General features: G+C 72.6%; 15 protein-coding genes. 4 read left to right on the top strand and 11 right to left on the bottom strand.

Features of this window, described 5'->3' with window-relative positions; translation table 11 throughout:
- Nucleotides 1-7 precede the first annotated feature (7 nt).
- The 9 genes from ACIRO3_RS25625 to ACIRO3_RS25585 form a co-directional block, all read right to left on the bottom strand.
- On the bottom strand, nucleotides 8-112 hold the full coding sequence (locus tag ACIRO3_RS25625; RefSeq protein WP_404140708.1) for a DUF6893 family small protein: 105 nt from the start codon (nucleotides 110-112) through the stop codon (nucleotides 8-10).
- A complete protein-coding gene (locus ACIRO3_RS25620) occupies nucleotides 109-618 on the bottom strand; it encodes a hydrogenase maturation protease (protein WP_361771805.1) in 510 nt (169 codons plus the stop codon). Before ACIRO3_RS25620 ends, ACIRO3_RS25625 begins: the two co-directional genes overlap by 4 nt.
- Nucleotides 615-2159 carry a hypothetical protein gene (locus tag ACIRO3_RS25615; RefSeq protein WP_404140705.1) on the bottom strand — a complete coding sequence of 515 codons (1545 nt, stop codon included), beginning with the start codon at nucleotides 2157-2159 and terminating at the stop codon, nucleotides 615-617. Before ACIRO3_RS25615 ends, ACIRO3_RS25620 begins: the two co-directional genes overlap by 4 nt.
- Entirely contained in the window at nucleotides 2156-2878 is a 723-nt protein-coding gene (locus ACIRO3_RS25610) for a DUF6084 family protein (RefSeq protein WP_404140704.1), read from the bottom strand. The genes ACIRO3_RS25615 and ACIRO3_RS25610 overlap by 4 nt, the downstream gene beginning before the upstream one ends.
- Nucleotides 2875-3543 (bottom strand): DUF5947 family protein, encoded by a 669-nt coding sequence (locus ACIRO3_RS25605; protein ID WP_404140702.1) that lies wholly within the window; start codon nucleotides 3541-3543, stop codon nucleotides 2875-2877. Before ACIRO3_RS25605 ends, ACIRO3_RS25610 begins: the two co-directional genes overlap by 4 nt.
- A complete protein-coding gene (locus tag ACIRO3_RS25600) occupies nucleotides 3540-4061 on the bottom strand; it encodes a hypothetical protein (RefSeq protein WP_404140700.1) in 522 nt (173 codons plus the stop codon). The genes ACIRO3_RS25605 and ACIRO3_RS25600 overlap by 4 nt, the downstream gene beginning before the upstream one ends.
- The gene (locus tag ACIRO3_RS25595; protein WP_365998689.1) at nucleotides 4058-5842 is read right to left on the bottom strand and encodes a nickel-dependent hydrogenase large subunit; all 1785 of its coding nucleotides are present in this window, start codon (nucleotides 5840-5842) and stop codon (nucleotides 4058-4060) included. Before ACIRO3_RS25595 ends, ACIRO3_RS25600 begins: the two co-directional genes overlap by 4 nt.
- 110 nt (nucleotides 5843-5952) lie before the next feature.
- Nucleotides 5953-7008, bottom strand: coding sequence for a hydrogenase expression protein HypE (locus ACIRO3_RS25590; RefSeq protein WP_361771811.1), 1056 nt, complete (start codon nucleotides 7006-7008; stop codon nucleotides 5953-5955).
- Between the two features lie 65 nt (nucleotides 7009-7073).
- The gene (locus tag ACIRO3_RS25585; RefSeq protein ID WP_404140697.1) at nucleotides 7074-8918 is read right to left on the bottom strand and encodes an enoyl-CoA hydratase-related protein; all 1845 of its coding nucleotides are present in this window, start codon (nucleotides 8916-8918) and stop codon (nucleotides 7074-7076) included.
- Nucleotides 8919-9175: 257 nt separating this feature from the next.
- Here ACIRO3_RS25585 and ACIRO3_RS25580 point away from each other — a divergent pair, with 257 nt between their 5' ends.
- A complete protein-coding gene (locus tag ACIRO3_RS25580; RefSeq protein WP_361771813.1) occupies nucleotides 9176-9319 on the top strand; it encodes a hypothetical protein in 144 nt (47 codons plus the stop codon).
- Between the two features lie 93 nt (nucleotides 9320-9412).
- Here ACIRO3_RS25580 and ACIRO3_RS25575 read toward each other — a convergent pair whose 3' ends face one another.
- Both ACIRO3_RS25575 and ACIRO3_RS25570 read right to left on the bottom strand, forming a co-directional pair.
- Nucleotides 9413-9769, bottom strand: coding sequence for a hypothetical protein (locus tag ACIRO3_RS25575; protein ID WP_404140695.1), 357 nt, complete (start codon nucleotides 9767-9769; stop codon nucleotides 9413-9415).
- A gap of 115 nt (nucleotides 9770-9884) precedes the next feature.
- A complete protein-coding gene (locus ACIRO3_RS25570; RefSeq protein ID WP_404140693.1) occupies nucleotides 9885-11375 on the bottom strand; it encodes a glutamate synthase subunit beta in 1491 nt (496 codons plus the stop codon).
- 218 nt (nucleotides 11376-11593) lie between these two features.
- Here ACIRO3_RS25570 and ACIRO3_RS25565 point away from each other — a divergent pair, with 218 nt between their 5' ends.
- The 3 genes from ACIRO3_RS25565 to ACIRO3_RS25555 are packed head-to-tail and all read left to right on the top strand — an operon-like array spanning nucleotide 11594 to nucleotide 15764.
- Nucleotides 11594-13078, top strand: a complete 1485-nt coding sequence (locus tag ACIRO3_RS25565) for an aldehyde dehydrogenase family protein (protein ID WP_365998693.1) — start codon at nucleotides 11594-11596, stop codon at nucleotides 13076-13078.
- A gap of 14 nt (nucleotides 13079-13092) precedes the next feature.
- Nucleotides 13093-14658, top strand: coding sequence for a GMC oxidoreductase (locus ACIRO3_RS25560; protein WP_361771817.1), 1566 nt, complete (start codon nucleotides 13093-13095; stop codon nucleotides 14656-14658).
- Nucleotides 14655-15764, top strand: coding sequence for a glycine betaine/L-proline ABC transporter ATP-binding protein (locus ACIRO3_RS25555; protein ID WP_404140691.1), 1110 nt, complete (start codon nucleotides 14655-14657; stop codon nucleotides 15762-15764). The genes ACIRO3_RS25560 and ACIRO3_RS25555 overlap by 4 nt, the downstream gene beginning before the upstream one ends.
- Nucleotides 15765-15778 lie beyond the last annotated feature (14 nt).

Raw genomic sequence — 15778 nt, 5'->3', positions numbered from 1 at the left:
GGGGCCGTCACATCCTGCGCATGCGCAGGTAACGCTTGATGTCGGGGGCGACCAGTGCGGCCACCGTGAGCAGGGCGGCGAGGGCCACGCCGCAGAGGACTTCCTTCTTCATGGGGTTCTCTCCTCCGTTGTCACCAGGTCTTCCCGAACCAGTCCCACGAGCGTCCGCACGGCTTCCGGGACCGCGGCGGCCACCGGTGCGCTGAGGCCCATGCCCTCCTCCACGGAGGCGGGTTCGCAGCCCAGCACCAGCGTGCGTCGGGGCGGGGTGCCGCCCGTGCCCTCGCAGAGGGTGCCCAGGAGCGCGAGCACCGCGTCGGGGGACATGTGGTGGCCGTCGAGCACGGCGCCGCCGATCGGGGCGTCGGCGCGGTCGTCCACCTCGATGAGGTACAGCGTGCCGGGCTCGCCGCCGCGCGCGGTGGCGTCCACCAGGACGAGGGTGTCGTAGCCGTCGAGCAGTTGGTAGGCGAGGTGGACGCCGCGCACGCCGAAGTCCACCACCTCCACGTGGTCCGGGAGGTGGTGCGGGGACAGGCCGCGCACCACCTCGACGCCGAATCCGTCGTCGCCGAGGAAGACGTTGCCGATTCCCGCGATCAGGGTTCTGCCGGTCACGTGCCCTCCGGGGGGATCACGTCGGCCGCGGGGCCCGTCTGCTCCAGGGGGCTCACCTCGTCGGGTTGGAAGTAGAGGAAGCGGCCCTGCTCGCGCCGGATGTCGGCGCCGGGGTCGCCCTCCACCGTGACGGCGAGGTGCACTCCCCCGTCCACGTCGTGCAGCACGGCCTCGACCTGGGCGGAGCGGCCGTGGAGGAACAGGTCCTGCGCGTCGCTGCGCCGCAGGCCCGGGCGCAGCAGCACGCGGCTGCCGACGCCCACCGGAACGCCGTCCACGAGGACAGGTTGCCGGGCGGCGTCGACGGGGTCCGCGTGGGCGGGGTCCCACCAGGGCGTCTCGGGCCGGAACACGGCCTGGCTGTCGAAGGGTTCGAGGGACTCGAGTCCGGTCGGGGCGTCCACGGGGATGCCGGGATCGGTGATCTCCCGCAGGCCCCGAACCGCCCCGTGCAGCCGTTCGAGGACCTCGGGCGGCATCGATTCGGCGAGGTCGATCACGGCGGCGGCCCTCGGGTCGGTGCCGCGCGCCTCGCGCTTCTCCTGGTCGGTGAGGGCGGCGGTGCGCAGCGCGAGGATCTCGTCGATCTCGGTGGCGTCGTACATGGCGCCGATGCTCTCGGGGGCGATGCCGGGGTGGTCCTCCAGGATGATCGGGGAGGAGAGCACCACGTCGGCGCGGCCGGGCTCGCCGGCCAGCACGGGCCAGGTGTGCCGGTTGACGCAGTCGGCGACCGCTCCCTTGGCCCACTCGGGCGGGTCGGTCATCGACAGGAAGGAGCCCTTGTCGAGTCCGAGCAGGAGGTGCGCGGCGACCAGTGAGCGGGGCAGCGCGGCGTCCCGGTCGGCGCCGTTCTCGTCCGGTGCCCACGGGCTGGTGTTCTCCACCACCGCGGTCAGCTTCCAGGCCCGGTAGGCGCAGTCGAGTTCGCTCGCGCGCAGTCGGACGACCGCGTCGATCTTCTCGGTGCGGCGCAGCAGCCGGCCGAGGACCGGGCCGTCCGCGTCGCGGACGTCCTCGGTCTCCTCGCGTGCGGGTCGGGTGACCGGGACCCGGACGCCCTCGCCGGTGAGGTCGGCCACGTCCACGGTCATCTCGACGCGTTCCTCGGTTCCCTCGTCCCAGGGGACGAGGACCCGGTCCTCGAGGTGCAGCTCCGTCACGTCGGTGAACGACCCGTCCGGTCGGGCCTGTTGGACGGTGCGTCGTTGGGCGTGCAGGAAGCGGAGCTCGACGGCGAGCCTCGCGTGTCCCTTCGGCTCCATCAGGATCTCGGTCTGTTGGAGGCAGTGCTCCTCGTGCGCGGGTGCCCAGGCGGGCGGCACGAGGACGCCGAACTGCCAGCGCAGCCGGTTCTTGGCGGCCGAGGCCCGGTAGGGGTAGAGCACGTACCCCTCGAAGAGCACGGCGTCGGCCACCTGTCGGGCGATCTCGAAACGGGCTTCGAGCGCGGTCGTCCCGGCCGCGCCGGCCGGGGTCGTGGTGGTGGTCGTCCCGGTGGTCGTCGTCCCTGTGGTCGTCGTCCCTGTGGTCGTCGTCATGGCGCGACCGTCCTCTGCGCGGTGCGCGGCGGCAGGGCGCCCGCCCGGAAGCGTTCCTGCGGTGAGGGTTTCGCGTCCGGGGCGGCGGCCGGGACCGCCGCCGCGTCCAGGAGGGCCCGTACGGTGGCCTCCCAGGAGGCGAGGGCGTGCCGGGAGCGGTAGGCGAGCAGCTCGTCCATGGTGTCGCGGGGCAGTCTGAGCCATCCGCAGCCGGGGAAATGCTGCTCGATCATCTCCTGCCAGACCGCGACCGGCATGCGGTACGAGGCTTCGCGGTCCCACGGGACGGGCTCGACGTGGAATCCGCCGGCGCCGGTGAAGGCGGTGCCGGAGAACAGCATGAGCAGGGGCGCCTCGCCGTCCTCCAGGGCGCCGAGGTAGCGGCTCGCCGCGATGTCCATGTCGTAGGTGCAGGGCACGACCAGGTCGATCTCGGTGGAGCCGGTGAAGCTGGGCACCATGAGGGTGACCTGCGCGAACTGCACGGGCAGGAGGGTGTTGCCCCACCGGGAGCGTTCCCCGAACAGGTCGGCGAGGCCTTCGGCCTCGACCGGTCCGTAGCCTCGTCGGGCCGGTTCGATGCGGATCTGGCAGCGCAGGGCGAGGGCGTGGATCCGGGTCTGCTCGGTGGCGGTGATGGCCAGCCGGAAGACGAGTGTGGGGCCGGCGGCGTACTGGTCGGCCCGCACGCCGGTGCAGGTGAAGCCGAACTCCGTCATGGCCTCACCACCTTCGCCGGGGACTTGGCACGGCGCTCGACCTGTTCGAAGAAGGTCGTCAGGGCTGCGCGCGCCTCGGACCCGCCGTCGAAGCCCTGCCACAACAGGCGCATGCGGCCGACGAGTTCGTAGCAGATGTCGATGGGCACCAGGTAGCAGTCGGTACGCCCTTCGGTGCGCCGCAGCAGCAGTGCCTCGACGTCCGCTTCGAGCAGTGCGGACAGGGGGCTGCCGCCGAGCGCGGCCTGCCAGGTGGCGGGGTCGAGTTCGCTCTCGGTGGCGCCGGCGGGGCTGGGGTACAGCGCGACGAGTCGGTCCAGGGCGGCGTTGCGGAAGAAGAACGCGACGCTGACCGGGATCTGGAGCTGTTCCCACACCCCGTCGTCGAGCGGGTGGTCGGGGTCGGTGAGGTGGCGGTTCGGGACGGCGCGGTAGCGTCCGGTCGCCGCGCCGGGCCGGTCGAAGAGCAGGGAGCAGGCCGTGCAGGCGCACACCAGGGCGCGCTTCTCGATCTCGACCAGGTGGCGGTGGCCGTCCTCGGCGACCGCGATCCCGCACAGTTCACAGGTCTCGGGGCGGGGGGCGCGCGGCCCGGCGAACCGGCGCAGGCCGCGCGGTCCGCCGGTCCGCGCGGCGGGCGGTGCCCAGCCCTGTGACGCGCTCACGAAACCCGCGCCGGGCTGGTGTTCGGGCGGACGCCGATCTGCAGCAGCGGCTGCTGTGGCGCGGCCGCTTCCATCCGGATCTCGGTCACCTCGGGCGCGAAGGAGGCCAGCGCGTCCTCGACGGCCTGCCGGCCGTCGTCGGCGCCGCCTGCGCAACCGCAGCCGGAACTCGGGGCGGACCGCAGGCGCAGGACGCCCGTGCTCTCGTCGAAGCCGACCAGTTCCACGGGTTCGCGTACGGCCGCCAGGGCGCGGGCGATCCGGGTGTGCGCGTCCTCGGGGTGCAGGTCGTGCAGGGCCAGCAGCCCGGAGACGAGTTCGTCGTCCAGGAGCGCGGCGAGGGCCTCGTCGTCGAGGCGGGTGGTGATGCTCGCCAGTCCTGCGCCGTAGAGGTCCATGAGCACGCGCACCAGTTCCTCGGCCGCCGCGCACACCTCCCGGTCGCCGGTGGCCGCCAGCCGGTCCAGGACCTCCTCGACGCGCAGGCCCGCCTGCCGGGCGCCGGTGGGGGCGCTCATCCGCCCAGTCCGCTCAGGCCGGTGGGGACGTGCAGTTGCTTGACCGTCTTGCCGCCGCCGACGTACATGTGGACGCCGCACGGCAGACAGGGGTCGAAGCTGCGCACGGCGCGCATGATGTCGATGCCCTTGAAGTTCTCCGGGGTGTTCTCCTCGAAGATGGGCGTGTTCTGCACGGCGTCCTCGTACGGTCCGGGGGTGCCGTAGGTGTCGCGCGTGCTGGCGTTCCACGGGGTCGGCGGGTAGGGGTGGTAGTTGGCGATCTTGCCGTCGCGGATGACCATGTGGTGCGAGAGGACGCCGCGCACGGCCTCGGTGAAGCCGACCCCCAGGCCCTCGTCGGGGACCTCGAACTTCTCCCAGGTCTGGGTGCGTCCGGCGCGTACCTCGGCGAGGCCCTTCTCGGCGCAGTGCAGCGCGATGGCGGCGGCGTACGCCTGGAAGTACGTGCGGGCGCGGTTGCGCTCCAGCGCGTTGCTCCACTTCGGGATCTTCCACTCGAAGCGGGTCTCGGGCTTGGTCATCGTGCGCGGCAGGGTGATGACCACGCTGTGGCCGGTGGCCTGCACGTAGTCGGTGTTCACCAGTCCGGACAGGGCGGTGGACCACAGGCGGGCGAGGGGGCCGCCGCCGGTGTCGAGGGGCAGGTGGTCCTTGCCGTCGAACCAGCGGGGCGACATCACCCAGCTGTACTTGTCGTCGAAGTCGCGCTTCTGCGGCGCGGGGATGGTGTGCTGGTTCCAGGGGTGGCGGGCGTCGACCGGGTTCCCGAGCGGGTCGTGGGTGACGAACTTCTCCTGGCCCTGCCAGTCGTCGTAGTACGAGCTGCCGAGCAGGATCCGGATGCCCAGGTTGATCTCGGTGAGGTCGTTGGTGACCAGTTTGCCGTCCACCACCACGCCCGGGGTGACGAACATCTTCCGTCCCCAGTCGGTCATGTTGGCGTACGTGAAGTCGCAGTGCTCCGGGTCGTTGAGCGCGCCCCAGCAGCCCAAGAGCACGCGCCGACGGCCGACTTCCTCGTAGCCGGGCAGGGCCTCGTAGAAGAAGTCGAACAGGTCGTCGTGGAGCGGTACGACGCGCTTCATGAACTCGCAGTACCGCATGAGGCGGCTCATGTAGTCCGTGAAGAGCTGGACGGATGCGATGGTGCCGACGCCGCCGGGGTAGAGCGTGGAGGGGTGCACGTGGCGCCCTTCCATCAGGCAGAACATCTCGCGCGTGTAGCGGCTGACCTGGAGGGCCTCGCGGTAGAACTCCCCCTCCAGCGGGTTGAGGGAGCGCATGATGTCGGCGATGGTCTTGAAGCCGTGTTCGCCGGCGTGCGGGGCGGGAGTGCGCTCGGCCAGCTCCAGCACGCCGGGGTTGGTCTCGCGGACCATCTTCTCGCAGTAGTCGACCCCGACCAGGTTCTCCTGGAAGATGTTGTGGTCGAACATGTACTCCGCCGCCTCGCCGAGGTTGATGATCCACTCGGCGAGGTGGGGCGGCTTCACCCCGTAGGCCATGTTCTGCGCGTACACGGAACACGTGGCGTGGTTGTCGCCGCAGATCCCGCAGATGCGGCTGGTGATGAAGTGCGCGTCGCGGGGATCCTTGCCGCGCATGAAGACGCTGTAGCCGCGGAAGACCGACGAGGTGCTGTAGCACTCCGCCACGCGCTTCTGCTTGAAGTCGATCTTCGTGTGGATGCCGAGGCTGCCCACGATCCGGGTGATCGGATCCCAGGACATCTCCACCAGGCCGCTGCCGTCTCCGGCCGCCTTCGTCTTCGGTGCCATCGTGTCTGCCGTGACCCTTCTTCGGTGGGGGTGCTGAGGGGTTCTCGCGGGTGCCGGGGTTCTCGCGGGGTGCGGCTCCGCGGCCTACGGTCGGGGTGCGCGGGGAGGTGTCACCACGGCGGCCGGTAGCCGGTGGTCAGCTTCTCGCCCGGGTTGCGCCACTTCGGTTCCTGGTCGACGGTGTGCGCCGTCACCGCGCGGAGCTTTCGGATCACCGCGCCGTAGATGCCGCTGGCGGTGGCGGACACCTTGCCGCCGGGGGGTTCGTCCATGAAGGGCATGAACTTGTCGGGGAAGCCCGGCATGGTGCAGGCGATGCAGATGCCGCCGACGTTGGGGCAGCCGCCGATGCCGTTCATCCAGCCGCGCTTGGGCACGTTGCACTTGACGACGGGACCCCAACACCCCAGCTTGACAAGGCACTTCGGGGAGTCGTAGGTCTCCGCGAACTGGCCCTGCTCGTAGTAGCCGGCCCGGTCGCAGCCCTCGTGGACGGTGGCGCCGAACAGCCAGGTGGGGCGCAGCTTGTCGTCGAGCGGGATCATCGGGGCCGAACCCGCCGCCTGGTACAGGAGGTAGGTGAGGGTCTCGGAGAAGTTGTCCGGCTGGATCGGGCAGCCCGGCACGCACACGATGGGGATGCCCGCCTTGGACTTCCAGTCCCAACCGAGGTAGTCGGGCACGCCCATGGCGCCGGTGGGGTTGCCCTCCATCGCGTGGATGCCGCCGTACGTGGCGCAGGTGCCGATGGCCACCACCGCGAGGGCCTTGGGAGCCAGCCGGTCGAGCCACTCGCTGGTGGTGATGGGCTGGCCGGTCTCCGGATCGTCCCCGAAGCCGCACCAGTAGCCCTCGGGCTTGATCTTCTCGTTGGGGATGGACCCCTCGACGACCAGCACGAAGGGGTCGATCTCGCCGCGCTCGCCCTTGAAGAACCACTCGATGAAGTTGTCGGCGCCGCCGACGGGTCCGCACTCGAAGTCGATGAGCGGCCAGTGCACGGCGATCTTCGGCAGACCGGGCAGCACGCCCATCACGATCTCTTCGATGCTGGGCTGCATCGCTGCCGTCAGGGACACCGAGTCGCCGTCGCAGCTCAGTCCCGCGTTGATCCAGAGGATGTGGATCGGGGGGTCCTCGACCGTGGTCGGCGTTGCTGCATCCATGAGGATGCCTCCTTGGGGAGGTATGCGGGGAGGTGTGGGAAGCGTCCGCGTGTGGGCCGACGCCCTCACCCTTCTTGGTAACAGGACCCCGATCCGGGTGGGCTGTCATGTGCGGCCATTGCGGTGACGTCGCCGCGCCGGCTTGACGCCGGGTCGGCGAGGTGCGGCGGGGTGCCGGTCGCGGGTTCCTTGCGCACGAAGGCCCGGCGCAGGGCGTGGTAGGGGGCCTGCGGGTCGAGGAACGTGGCCCGCATCCGGGTCAGCTCCGCCTCCCGGTGGGAGGCGAGCGGCCTGACGGCCTCGTCGCGGTCGCGAGCCGCCTTCTTGCCCGCGATCCGCGACAGCGTGGCGGGCGAGTGTGCCAGCAGTCCCGCGAGGCGGGCCGTCTCGGCGGCGAACGCGCCGGGGGCGCAGGGCACCGTGCGGTCGATCAGGCCGAGCCCCTCGGCGGCGGCGGCGCTCAGCGGCAGGGCGTCGGTGGTGAGTCGCTCCGCGACGGCGGCGCCCACGCGGCGGGGCAGGGTGTACGTCCAGTACTCGGAGCCGTACAGGCCCATCAGCCGGTAGTGCGGGTTGAGCACGACCCCGCTCCGGCACCAGACCTCGTCGGCGGCGAGGGCCAGCATGGCCCCTCCGGCGGCGGCGTTCCCGCCGAGGGCGGCCACGACGAGGCGGTCGGTGGTGGTCAGGATCGCTTCCACCAGGTCGTCCATGGCCCGGATGTTCGCCCAGGACTCGGCGGCGGGGTCGGCGGCCGCCTCGATGACGCCGAGGTGGATCCCGTTGGAGAAGAAGTCCCGCCCGCCGCCGAGGACCAGGACGGACGTGGGGCGGGCGCAGGCGTGGCGGTAGGCGTGCAGCAGGCGCCGGCAGTGGTCGGTGGCCATCGCGCCACCGGGGAAGGAGAACGACAGGAAGCCGACCCGGCCCTCCTCGCGGTATCCGATGTCGCCCGGGACGCCGTCGCCGCGCGATCCGTCCTGTCCGCGCGATCCGTCCGGGCCGCCTGATCCGTCCCGTCCGTCCGGGCAGTCCGGGCCGTCCGCGCCGCCCGGGCCGTCGAACGAGGGCGGGGCGGGGAGCTCGGGCAGGGGCGGCAGCCGATCGGCGAGGGCCAGGGTGGCGGGCAGTTTGACCGGGGCGGGCTGTCCGGGCTCGCGCCGGGCCCGGAGTTCGGGGATCCAGACGGCGCCGTCGGTGGTCGCCCGGCAGACGGCTCCGTCCCGGGTGGCCAGCAGTTCGCCGGGGCGGCCTCGCAGCTCGTACTCGGGCCGACCGCCGTGCAGGTACCAGGCGCCGCCGAGCAGTTCGTCCAGTACGCCGGGCCGGGAGTCGGCCGCGCGGAGCGTGCGCAGGACCCGGTCCGTCGGATCGGCCGCCCAGTCGATCCGGCGGTCCTCCTGGCCGAGGTAGGGCCGGGTGTGGTGCGTGGTCTGGGGTCGGGGGGTGTACGTACCGGAGGCGAAGCGTTCCACCGCGGTCAGCACCGCCCGCAGGGCCGCGTCCGCGATCTCTCCCCGGTACAGGTCGCTCTTGGCCACCTCGGGCACGGGACAGTCGGCGAAGGCCCAGACGTCGCCGGCGTCCATCTCCCCGGTGGCCTGGAGGACGGTGACCCCCCACCGGTCCTCGCGGTCGAGGATCGCCCGGTCGAGCGAGGACGGGCCGCGGTCCCCGACCGGCCCCGGGTGCACGATCAGGCAGGTGTGGTCCGCCCAGATCTCCCGCGGCAACGCCGTCGTGAGCATCGGCGCGATGATCAGGTCGGGGTGGCGCCGGCGTACCGCGTCGGTGAGGGGGGCGCCCGGCACGGCCAGCTCCACGGAGACACGGTGACCGTGGTCCCGCAGCTCCGCGTGGACGCGCTGGGTCAGGCTGTTGAACGCGCTCGCCACCAGCAGGATGTGCACACCGTCTCCCCGCGACCAGCCGCCGTCGGCGGACCCTGGCCGGGCATCCCCGGCCGCCTGCGATCGTCGGGCACCGCGGTCACGTTGCCGCGGCACGAAGCGCGGACGTCACTCGAAAGCGGGCGGAGCGCGCCGCCACCTGGCGGGCGTCCGGGCGCCGTCGGGCGGCGCCCTCGCCAATCCCGCCCGCGACCGGCGACGAATCAGGGGTGAGTTCGGCGGACCGACCACGGGGCCGGACCGGGACGGTGAGGACCATGACGGACGAGGCGTTCGAGGAACTGCTGGTCGAGGCGCGCGCGGAGGCGCGGCGGGTGTGCCTCCCGCCGGCCGAGCCGACCGGGGAACCGGACTTCGCGCTGCGGACCCAGCACGCCGAGTTCGGCGCGTCGGAGCACTGAGCGCATCCGCCGGCCGCGGCCCGTCGGCCCGGCCGCGGCCCGTCGGCCCGGCCGCGGCCCGGCAGCCCGTCAGCCCGTCAGCCCGTCAGCCCGTCAGGGAGAGTCGTCGGTGTGGCCGCACACCCACGCCAGGGCGTCGTGCACGCCCTGGGTGTAGTCGCGCGGCAGGGTCTGCTGCGGTCCGGCCTCCAGTTGCACCGTGGCGGCGTCCACCTCGGCCGTCAACAGGTCCAGGTCGGGCGTGCTCTCGGCCACCGCGCCGGTGACGGGAGCCCCGTCGCCCCGGCCCAGCGCCCACTGGTAACCGGTCAGGGCGCCCTTGGAGAGCTGGGTCCCGCCGTGCGGCCCGAGGCTGTCGGCCTCCAGCGCGTCGTGGCGGCGTTCGACCTCGGCGCGGGGCCGGGTCCCGATTCGGTCCGAATCGAACTGATCTGCTCGCTGCGTGGTCATACCACTACGTCTGTCCGTCGGGCCGGCATTGATGTGCATGCGTGCACACCACACACGCGTGCGCACCACACACGCCACTCGCCCGCACCACACCTGCGTGCGCGGGGCGCCCGGCTCATGTGAGCAGCGGTCGGTCCTGCGCGCGGACCGGGGCCTGGAGGGCCGTGCCGCCCGTCAGGTAGCGGTCGACGGCGGCGGCGACCGAGCGGCCCTCCGCGATCGCCCACACCACGAGGGACTGCCCGCGGCCCGCGTCGCCCGCCACGAACACGCCGTCCGTCGGCCGGGACGGCCCGCCGAGCGCGGCGAAGTCCGCGTCCCGCGCGAAGTTCCCGCTTTCGTCCCGTACGAGGCCGAGCTGCTCGCCCAGCCCGCAGGCCCGCTCGGGTCCCGAGAAGCCGAGCGCCAGCAGCACCAGCCCCGCCTCGATCACCCGCTCGGTGCCGGGCAGGGCGCGGCGCTCCGCGGGCTCCACCCCGGTCAGGCGCAGTGCCCGGACCCGGCCGGTCGGGTCCCCTTCGAAGTGGAGGGTCGCGCAGGAGAAGGCCCGGGGATCGGCGCCGTGGCGTCCGCGTGCCTCCTCGTGGGCGTGGGAGATCCGGTAGACCTTCGGGTACACCGGCCAGGGCTGGGTGTCGGGCCGGGTGGGGCCGGGCTCCGGGTTGATGTCGAGTTGGACCACCGACAGGGCGTGCTGGCGCAGGGCCGTGCCCAGGCAGTCGGAGCCGGTGTCCCCGCCCCCGATGATCACCACGTGCCGCCCCGCGGCGGTGATCCCGGGTACCGCGAGGTCACCCTCCACGACCCTGTTCGCGCCGGTCAGGTACTCCATGGCCTGGTGGATCCCGCCGAGCTCCCGGCCCGGTACCGGCAGCTCCCGGCGCTCCATGGCGCCGACCGCGACGATGACGGCGTCGTGCCGGCCGCGGAGGTCGGCCGCGTCGACCCGACCGCCGATGTCGCTCTCGGTGCGGAAGACGGTCCCTTCGGCCCGCATCTGTTCGACGCGGCGGTCCAGGTGCGCCTTCTCCATCTTGAACGCCGGGATGCCGTAGCGGAGCAGTCCGCCGATCCGGTCCGCCCGCTCGTACACGACGACGGTGTGCCCGGCACGGGTGAGCTGCTGGGCCGCGGCGAGGCCGGCCGGGCCGGATCCTATGATCGCGACGGTCTTGCCGCTGAGTCGGCCGGGCGGCGCCGGCGCGGTGTAGCCGTGCTCCCACGCCTGGTCGGCGATGGTCTGCTCGACGTTCTTGATGGTCACCGCGTGGGCGTTGATCGTCAGGACGCAGGCGTCCTCGCAGGGGGCCGGGCAGAGCCGGCCGGTGAACTCGGGGAAGTTGTTCGTCGCGTGCAACCGGTCGGAGGCGGCCTGCCAGGCGCCGTGGGCGGCGTACGCGTTCCACTCGGGGATCAGGTTCCCCAGCGGGCACCCGGCGTGGCAGAAGGGGATCCCGCAGTCCATGCACCGGTTCGCCTGCTCGGACACCAGGGGCAGCAGCGCCTGCCCGCGGTGGACCTCGCGCCAGTCTCCGAGCCGCTCGTCCGCGGGGCGCGCCGGGACGGGGCTGCGGGGCGTCCTGAGGAAGCCGAACGGATCGGTCATGCGCCGCCTCCATGACTGACGCGCGGATACGGCGGTTCGACCAGGTTACGCCGCCTTTGTCACTGTTTCGCGAGAGCCGGAAACGGGTGCTCGCCAACGTGACACCGGTCACTTCCCGTGACGTGCGGGACATGACCTCGACTCGCGGGGGCAGGCGGGCCCCACTGCACCATCACCGCGGGTCCGCCGCGGTGCGGAAACCGGAGGTACAGCGCGTCGTGTCGGAGCAACTGAGCATTCACACAGCCGGAAAGTGGCGGTCCGCGTCGACCGGCGCCACGAGGGAGATCCTGGATCCCGCAGACGGCACCGTGCTCGCGGTGGTCGCCGAGGGCAGCGCCGCCGACGCCGACGCGGCCGTGAGCGCGGCCCGCGCCGCCTTCGACGGCGGCGAGTGGCCGCAGACCCCGGTGGCCGAGCGCGCCGAGGTGCTGCGCCGCACGGCCGACCTCCTCCAGCGCGAACGGGAGCGGATCGCGCTCCTGGAGAGCCTGGACGCGGGCAAGACCCTGGAGGAGGGGCGCGTGGACGTGGACTGCGTCAGCGCCGCCTTCCGCTACTTCGCCGACCTCGTCATCGGCGAGGGCGGCGGCCGTGTGGTGGACGCCGGTTCCGCCGACATCCACAGCGTGGTCGTGCACGAGCCGGTCGGGGTGTGCGCCCTGATCACTCCGTGGAACTATCCGCTGCTCCAGGCGAGCTGGAAGGTGGCTCCGGCGCTCGCCGCGGGCAACACCTTCGTCATCAAGCCCAGCGAACTCACCCCGCTGAGCACGGTCGTCCTCGTCGAGCTGCTGGTGGAGGCGGGACTGCCGACCGGGGTCGCCAACCTGGTGACCGGCGCCGGGGACCCCGTCGGCGCCCGCCTCTCCTCCCACCCCGACGTCGACCTCGTGTCGTTCACCGGTGGACTCGCCAGCGGGACGAAGGTCGCCCACGCCGCGGCCGACACCGTGAAGAAGGTCGCCCTCGAACTCGGCGGCAAGAACCCCAACGTCGTCTTCGCCGACGCCTGCGCCACCCCCGACGGCTTCGACACCGCCGTCGACCAGGCCCTGAACGCCGCCTTCATCCACAGCGGGCAGGTCTGCTCGGCCGGATCGCGGCTGATCGTCGAGGAGTCCGTACGGGACCGCTTCGTCACCGAACTCGCCCGGCGCGCCGAGAAGATCCGCCTCGGCCGCGGCACCGACCCGGGCGTCGAGTGCGGCCCGATGGTCTCCGCCGCACAGCGGGAACGGACCGAGTCGTTCGTCGCCTCCGCCCTCGCCGAGGGCGCCGTGCTGCGCGCCGGCGGCGAACGCCCCGAGGGACCGGGCAACTTCTACCGTCCGACCGTGCTGGACCACTGCGACCGCCGGATGCGCGTCGTGCGCGAGGAGGTCTTCGGTCCGGTCCTGACCGTGGAGACGTTCCGCACCGAGGACGAGGCCGTGGCACTGGCCAACGACACCGAGTACGGGCTCGCGGGCGCCGTGTGGACCGCCGACCCGGGCCGCGCCCGCCGGGTGGCGGGCCGGCTGCGCCACGGCACCGTCTGGATCAACGACTTCCACCCCTACCTGCCGCAGGCGGAGTGGGGCGGTTTCGGGAAGTCCGGTGTCGGGCGCGAGCTCGGGCCGTCGGGTCTCGCCGAGTACCGCGAGACGAAGCACGTCTACCAGAACCTGGCGCCGCGTCCCGTGCGCTGGTTCGCGGGCTGAAAGGGAACTTCTTCATGACGACGCACACCGACCTCGGCCGGCACGCCGCCGAGGACACCATCGCGGAGTACGACTACGTCATCGTCGGCGGCGGCACCGCCGGCTCGGTGATCGCCGCCCGGCTGACCCAGGACCCGAACGTCACGGTCGCCGTCATCGAGGGCGGCCCGAGCGACGTCGACCGTCCCGACGTCCTCACCCTGCGGCGCTGGATGGGCCTGCTCGGCGGGGAACTCGACTACGACTACCCCACCACCGAGCAGCCCCGCGGCAACTCGCACATCAGACACAGCCGTGCCCGCGTCCTCGGCGGCTGCTCCTCGCACAACACCCTGATCGCGTTCAAGCCCCTGCCGTCCGACTGGGACGAGTGGTCGGACGCGGGCGCCGAGGGCTGGCACGCCGCCGCCATGGACCCGTACTTCGACAGGCTGCTGAACAACATCGTCCCCGTCGGGGAGGCCGATCGGAACGCCATCGCCCGCGACTTCGTGGACGCGGCCGAGCACGCGCTGGGTGTTCCCCGCGTCGAGGGTTTCAACGCGAAGCCGTTCCACGAGGGCGCCGGGTTCTTCGACCTGGCGTACCACCCGGAGACCAACAAGCGCTCCTCCGCCTCGGTGGCCTACCTCCACCCCGTCATGGACGAGCGGGCGAACCTGACGCTGCTGCTGGAGACCTGGGCGTACCGGCTGGAGCTGGAGGGGACCCGGGCGCGCGGGGTCCACGTACGGTCCGGTGACGGCGCCCGGTCGCTGATCCGGGCCCGCCGCGAGGTCGTGGTGTGCGCGGGCGCGGTCGACACCCCCCGCCTGCTGCTGCACTCCGGCATCGGCCCGCGCGCGGAGCTGGAGGCGCTCGGCATTCCCCCGGTCCACGACCTGCCCGGTGTCGGCGAGAACCTGCTCGACCACCCGGAGTCGGTGATCGTGTGGGAGACCGACGGTCCGATCCCCGAGAACTCGGCGATGGACAGTGACGCCGGCCTGTTCGTGCGGCGCGACCCCGAATCCGCGGGTCCGGACCTGATGTTCCACTTCTACCAGGTCCCCTTCACCGACAACCCGGAGCGCATCGGCTACGAACGCCCCGCGCACGGGGTGTCGTTGACCCCGAACATCCCCAAGCCGCGCAGCCGAGGCCGGCTGTACCTGACCAGCGCGGACCCCGAGGTGAAGCCGGCCCTCGACTTCCGGTACTTCACGGACGACGAGGACTACGACGCCCGCACGCTGGTCGACGGCATCAAGATCGCCCGTGAGATCGCCGCGACGGAGCCGCTGGCCGGATGGCTCAAGCGCGAGGTGTGTCCCGGTCCGGACGTCACCGGCGACGAGGAGCTCAGCGCGTACGCCCGCTCCGTCGCGCACACCGTCTACCACCCGGCGGGCACCTGCCGGATGGGCGCGGCGGACGACCCCGGGGCCGTCGTGGGCCCGGACCTGAGGGTCCGGGGCCTGGACGGGATCCGGATCGCGGACGCGTCGGTCTTCCCGACGATGCCCGCGGTCAATCCGATGATCGGAGTGCTCATGGTCGGCGAGAAAGCCGCCGAGCTGCTGGGAGGCGCCACGCGATGAACCCGAAGACGCACACGACCGACGAAAGCTCCAACGGATCGACTCCCGACACCCGACCGCCGGTGTTCGCCGTCGACGGCCTCTGGAAGGTCTTCGGCCCCCGCGCCGCGGCCGCCAAGGTCCCCGGCTCCGCCGACGCCGGCCTGTCCGCCGCCGAGCTGCGCGAGCGCACCGGCTGTACCGCCGCCGTCCGCGACGTCAGCTTCGACGTCCGCAAGGGCGAGGCCTTCGTCGTGATGGGCCTGTCCGGCTCCGGCAAGTCCACGCTCGTCCGCTGCCTGACCCGGCTGATCGAGCCCACCGCGGGCTCCCTCTCCATCGACGGCGAGGACGTCCTGGCCATGGACCGGGCCAGGCTGCGGGAGCTGCGCCGGCACCGCGCCGCCATGGTCTTCCAGCACTTCGGCCTGCTGCCCCACCGCTCCGTGCTGGACAACGTCGCCTACGGGCTGGAGATCCAGGGGGTGGGCCGCGCCGAACGGCGCGCCAAGGCCGCCGAGATGACCGTCAAGGTCGGGCTCGAAGGCCTGGAGGAGCGCCGCCCCGGCGAGCTGTCCGGCGGTCAGCAGCAGCGCGTCGGCCTCGCCCGCGCCCTCGCCGCCGACCCCGAGGTCCTGCTGTTCGACGAACCGTTCAGCGCCCTGGACCCGCTGATCCGCCGGGAGATGCAGGAGGAGGTGGCCCGCCTGCACCACGAGGAGGGCCGCACGATGGTCTTCATCACGCACGACCTGTCCGAGGCCCTGCGTCTCGGCGACCGGATCGCCCTCATGCGCGACGGTGAGATCGTGCAGCTCGGCACGCCCGAGGAGATCGTCGGCTCCCCCGCCGACGACTACGTGCGGGACTTCGTGCGCGACGTGCCGCGCGAGCAGGTGCTCACCGTGCGCAGCGCCATGCGCCCCGCCTCCGCCGCCGAGGCCGAACAGGGGCCCGCCCTGAACCCGTCCACCACGATCGTGGCGGCCATCGAGGCGGTCGCCCGCAGCGGCGGTCCCGCGCGCGTCGTCGACCGGGGCCGCTGTCTCGGCGTGGTCGACGACGCGGCGCTGCTCGCCGTCGTCGCCGGGATACCCGCCCCCCGGACCGGGGAGGTGGCCGCATGAGAACCGGCGCCGTC

It is taken from the genome of Streptomyces sp. NPDC102278 (assembly GCF_044766345.1).
Classification (GTDB): Bacteria; Actinomycetota; Actinomycetes; order Streptomycetales; family Streptomycetaceae; genus Streptomyces.
Note: the sequence above shows the minus strand (reverse complement) of the source record. Positions and strands in the feature narration are given on the sequence as shown.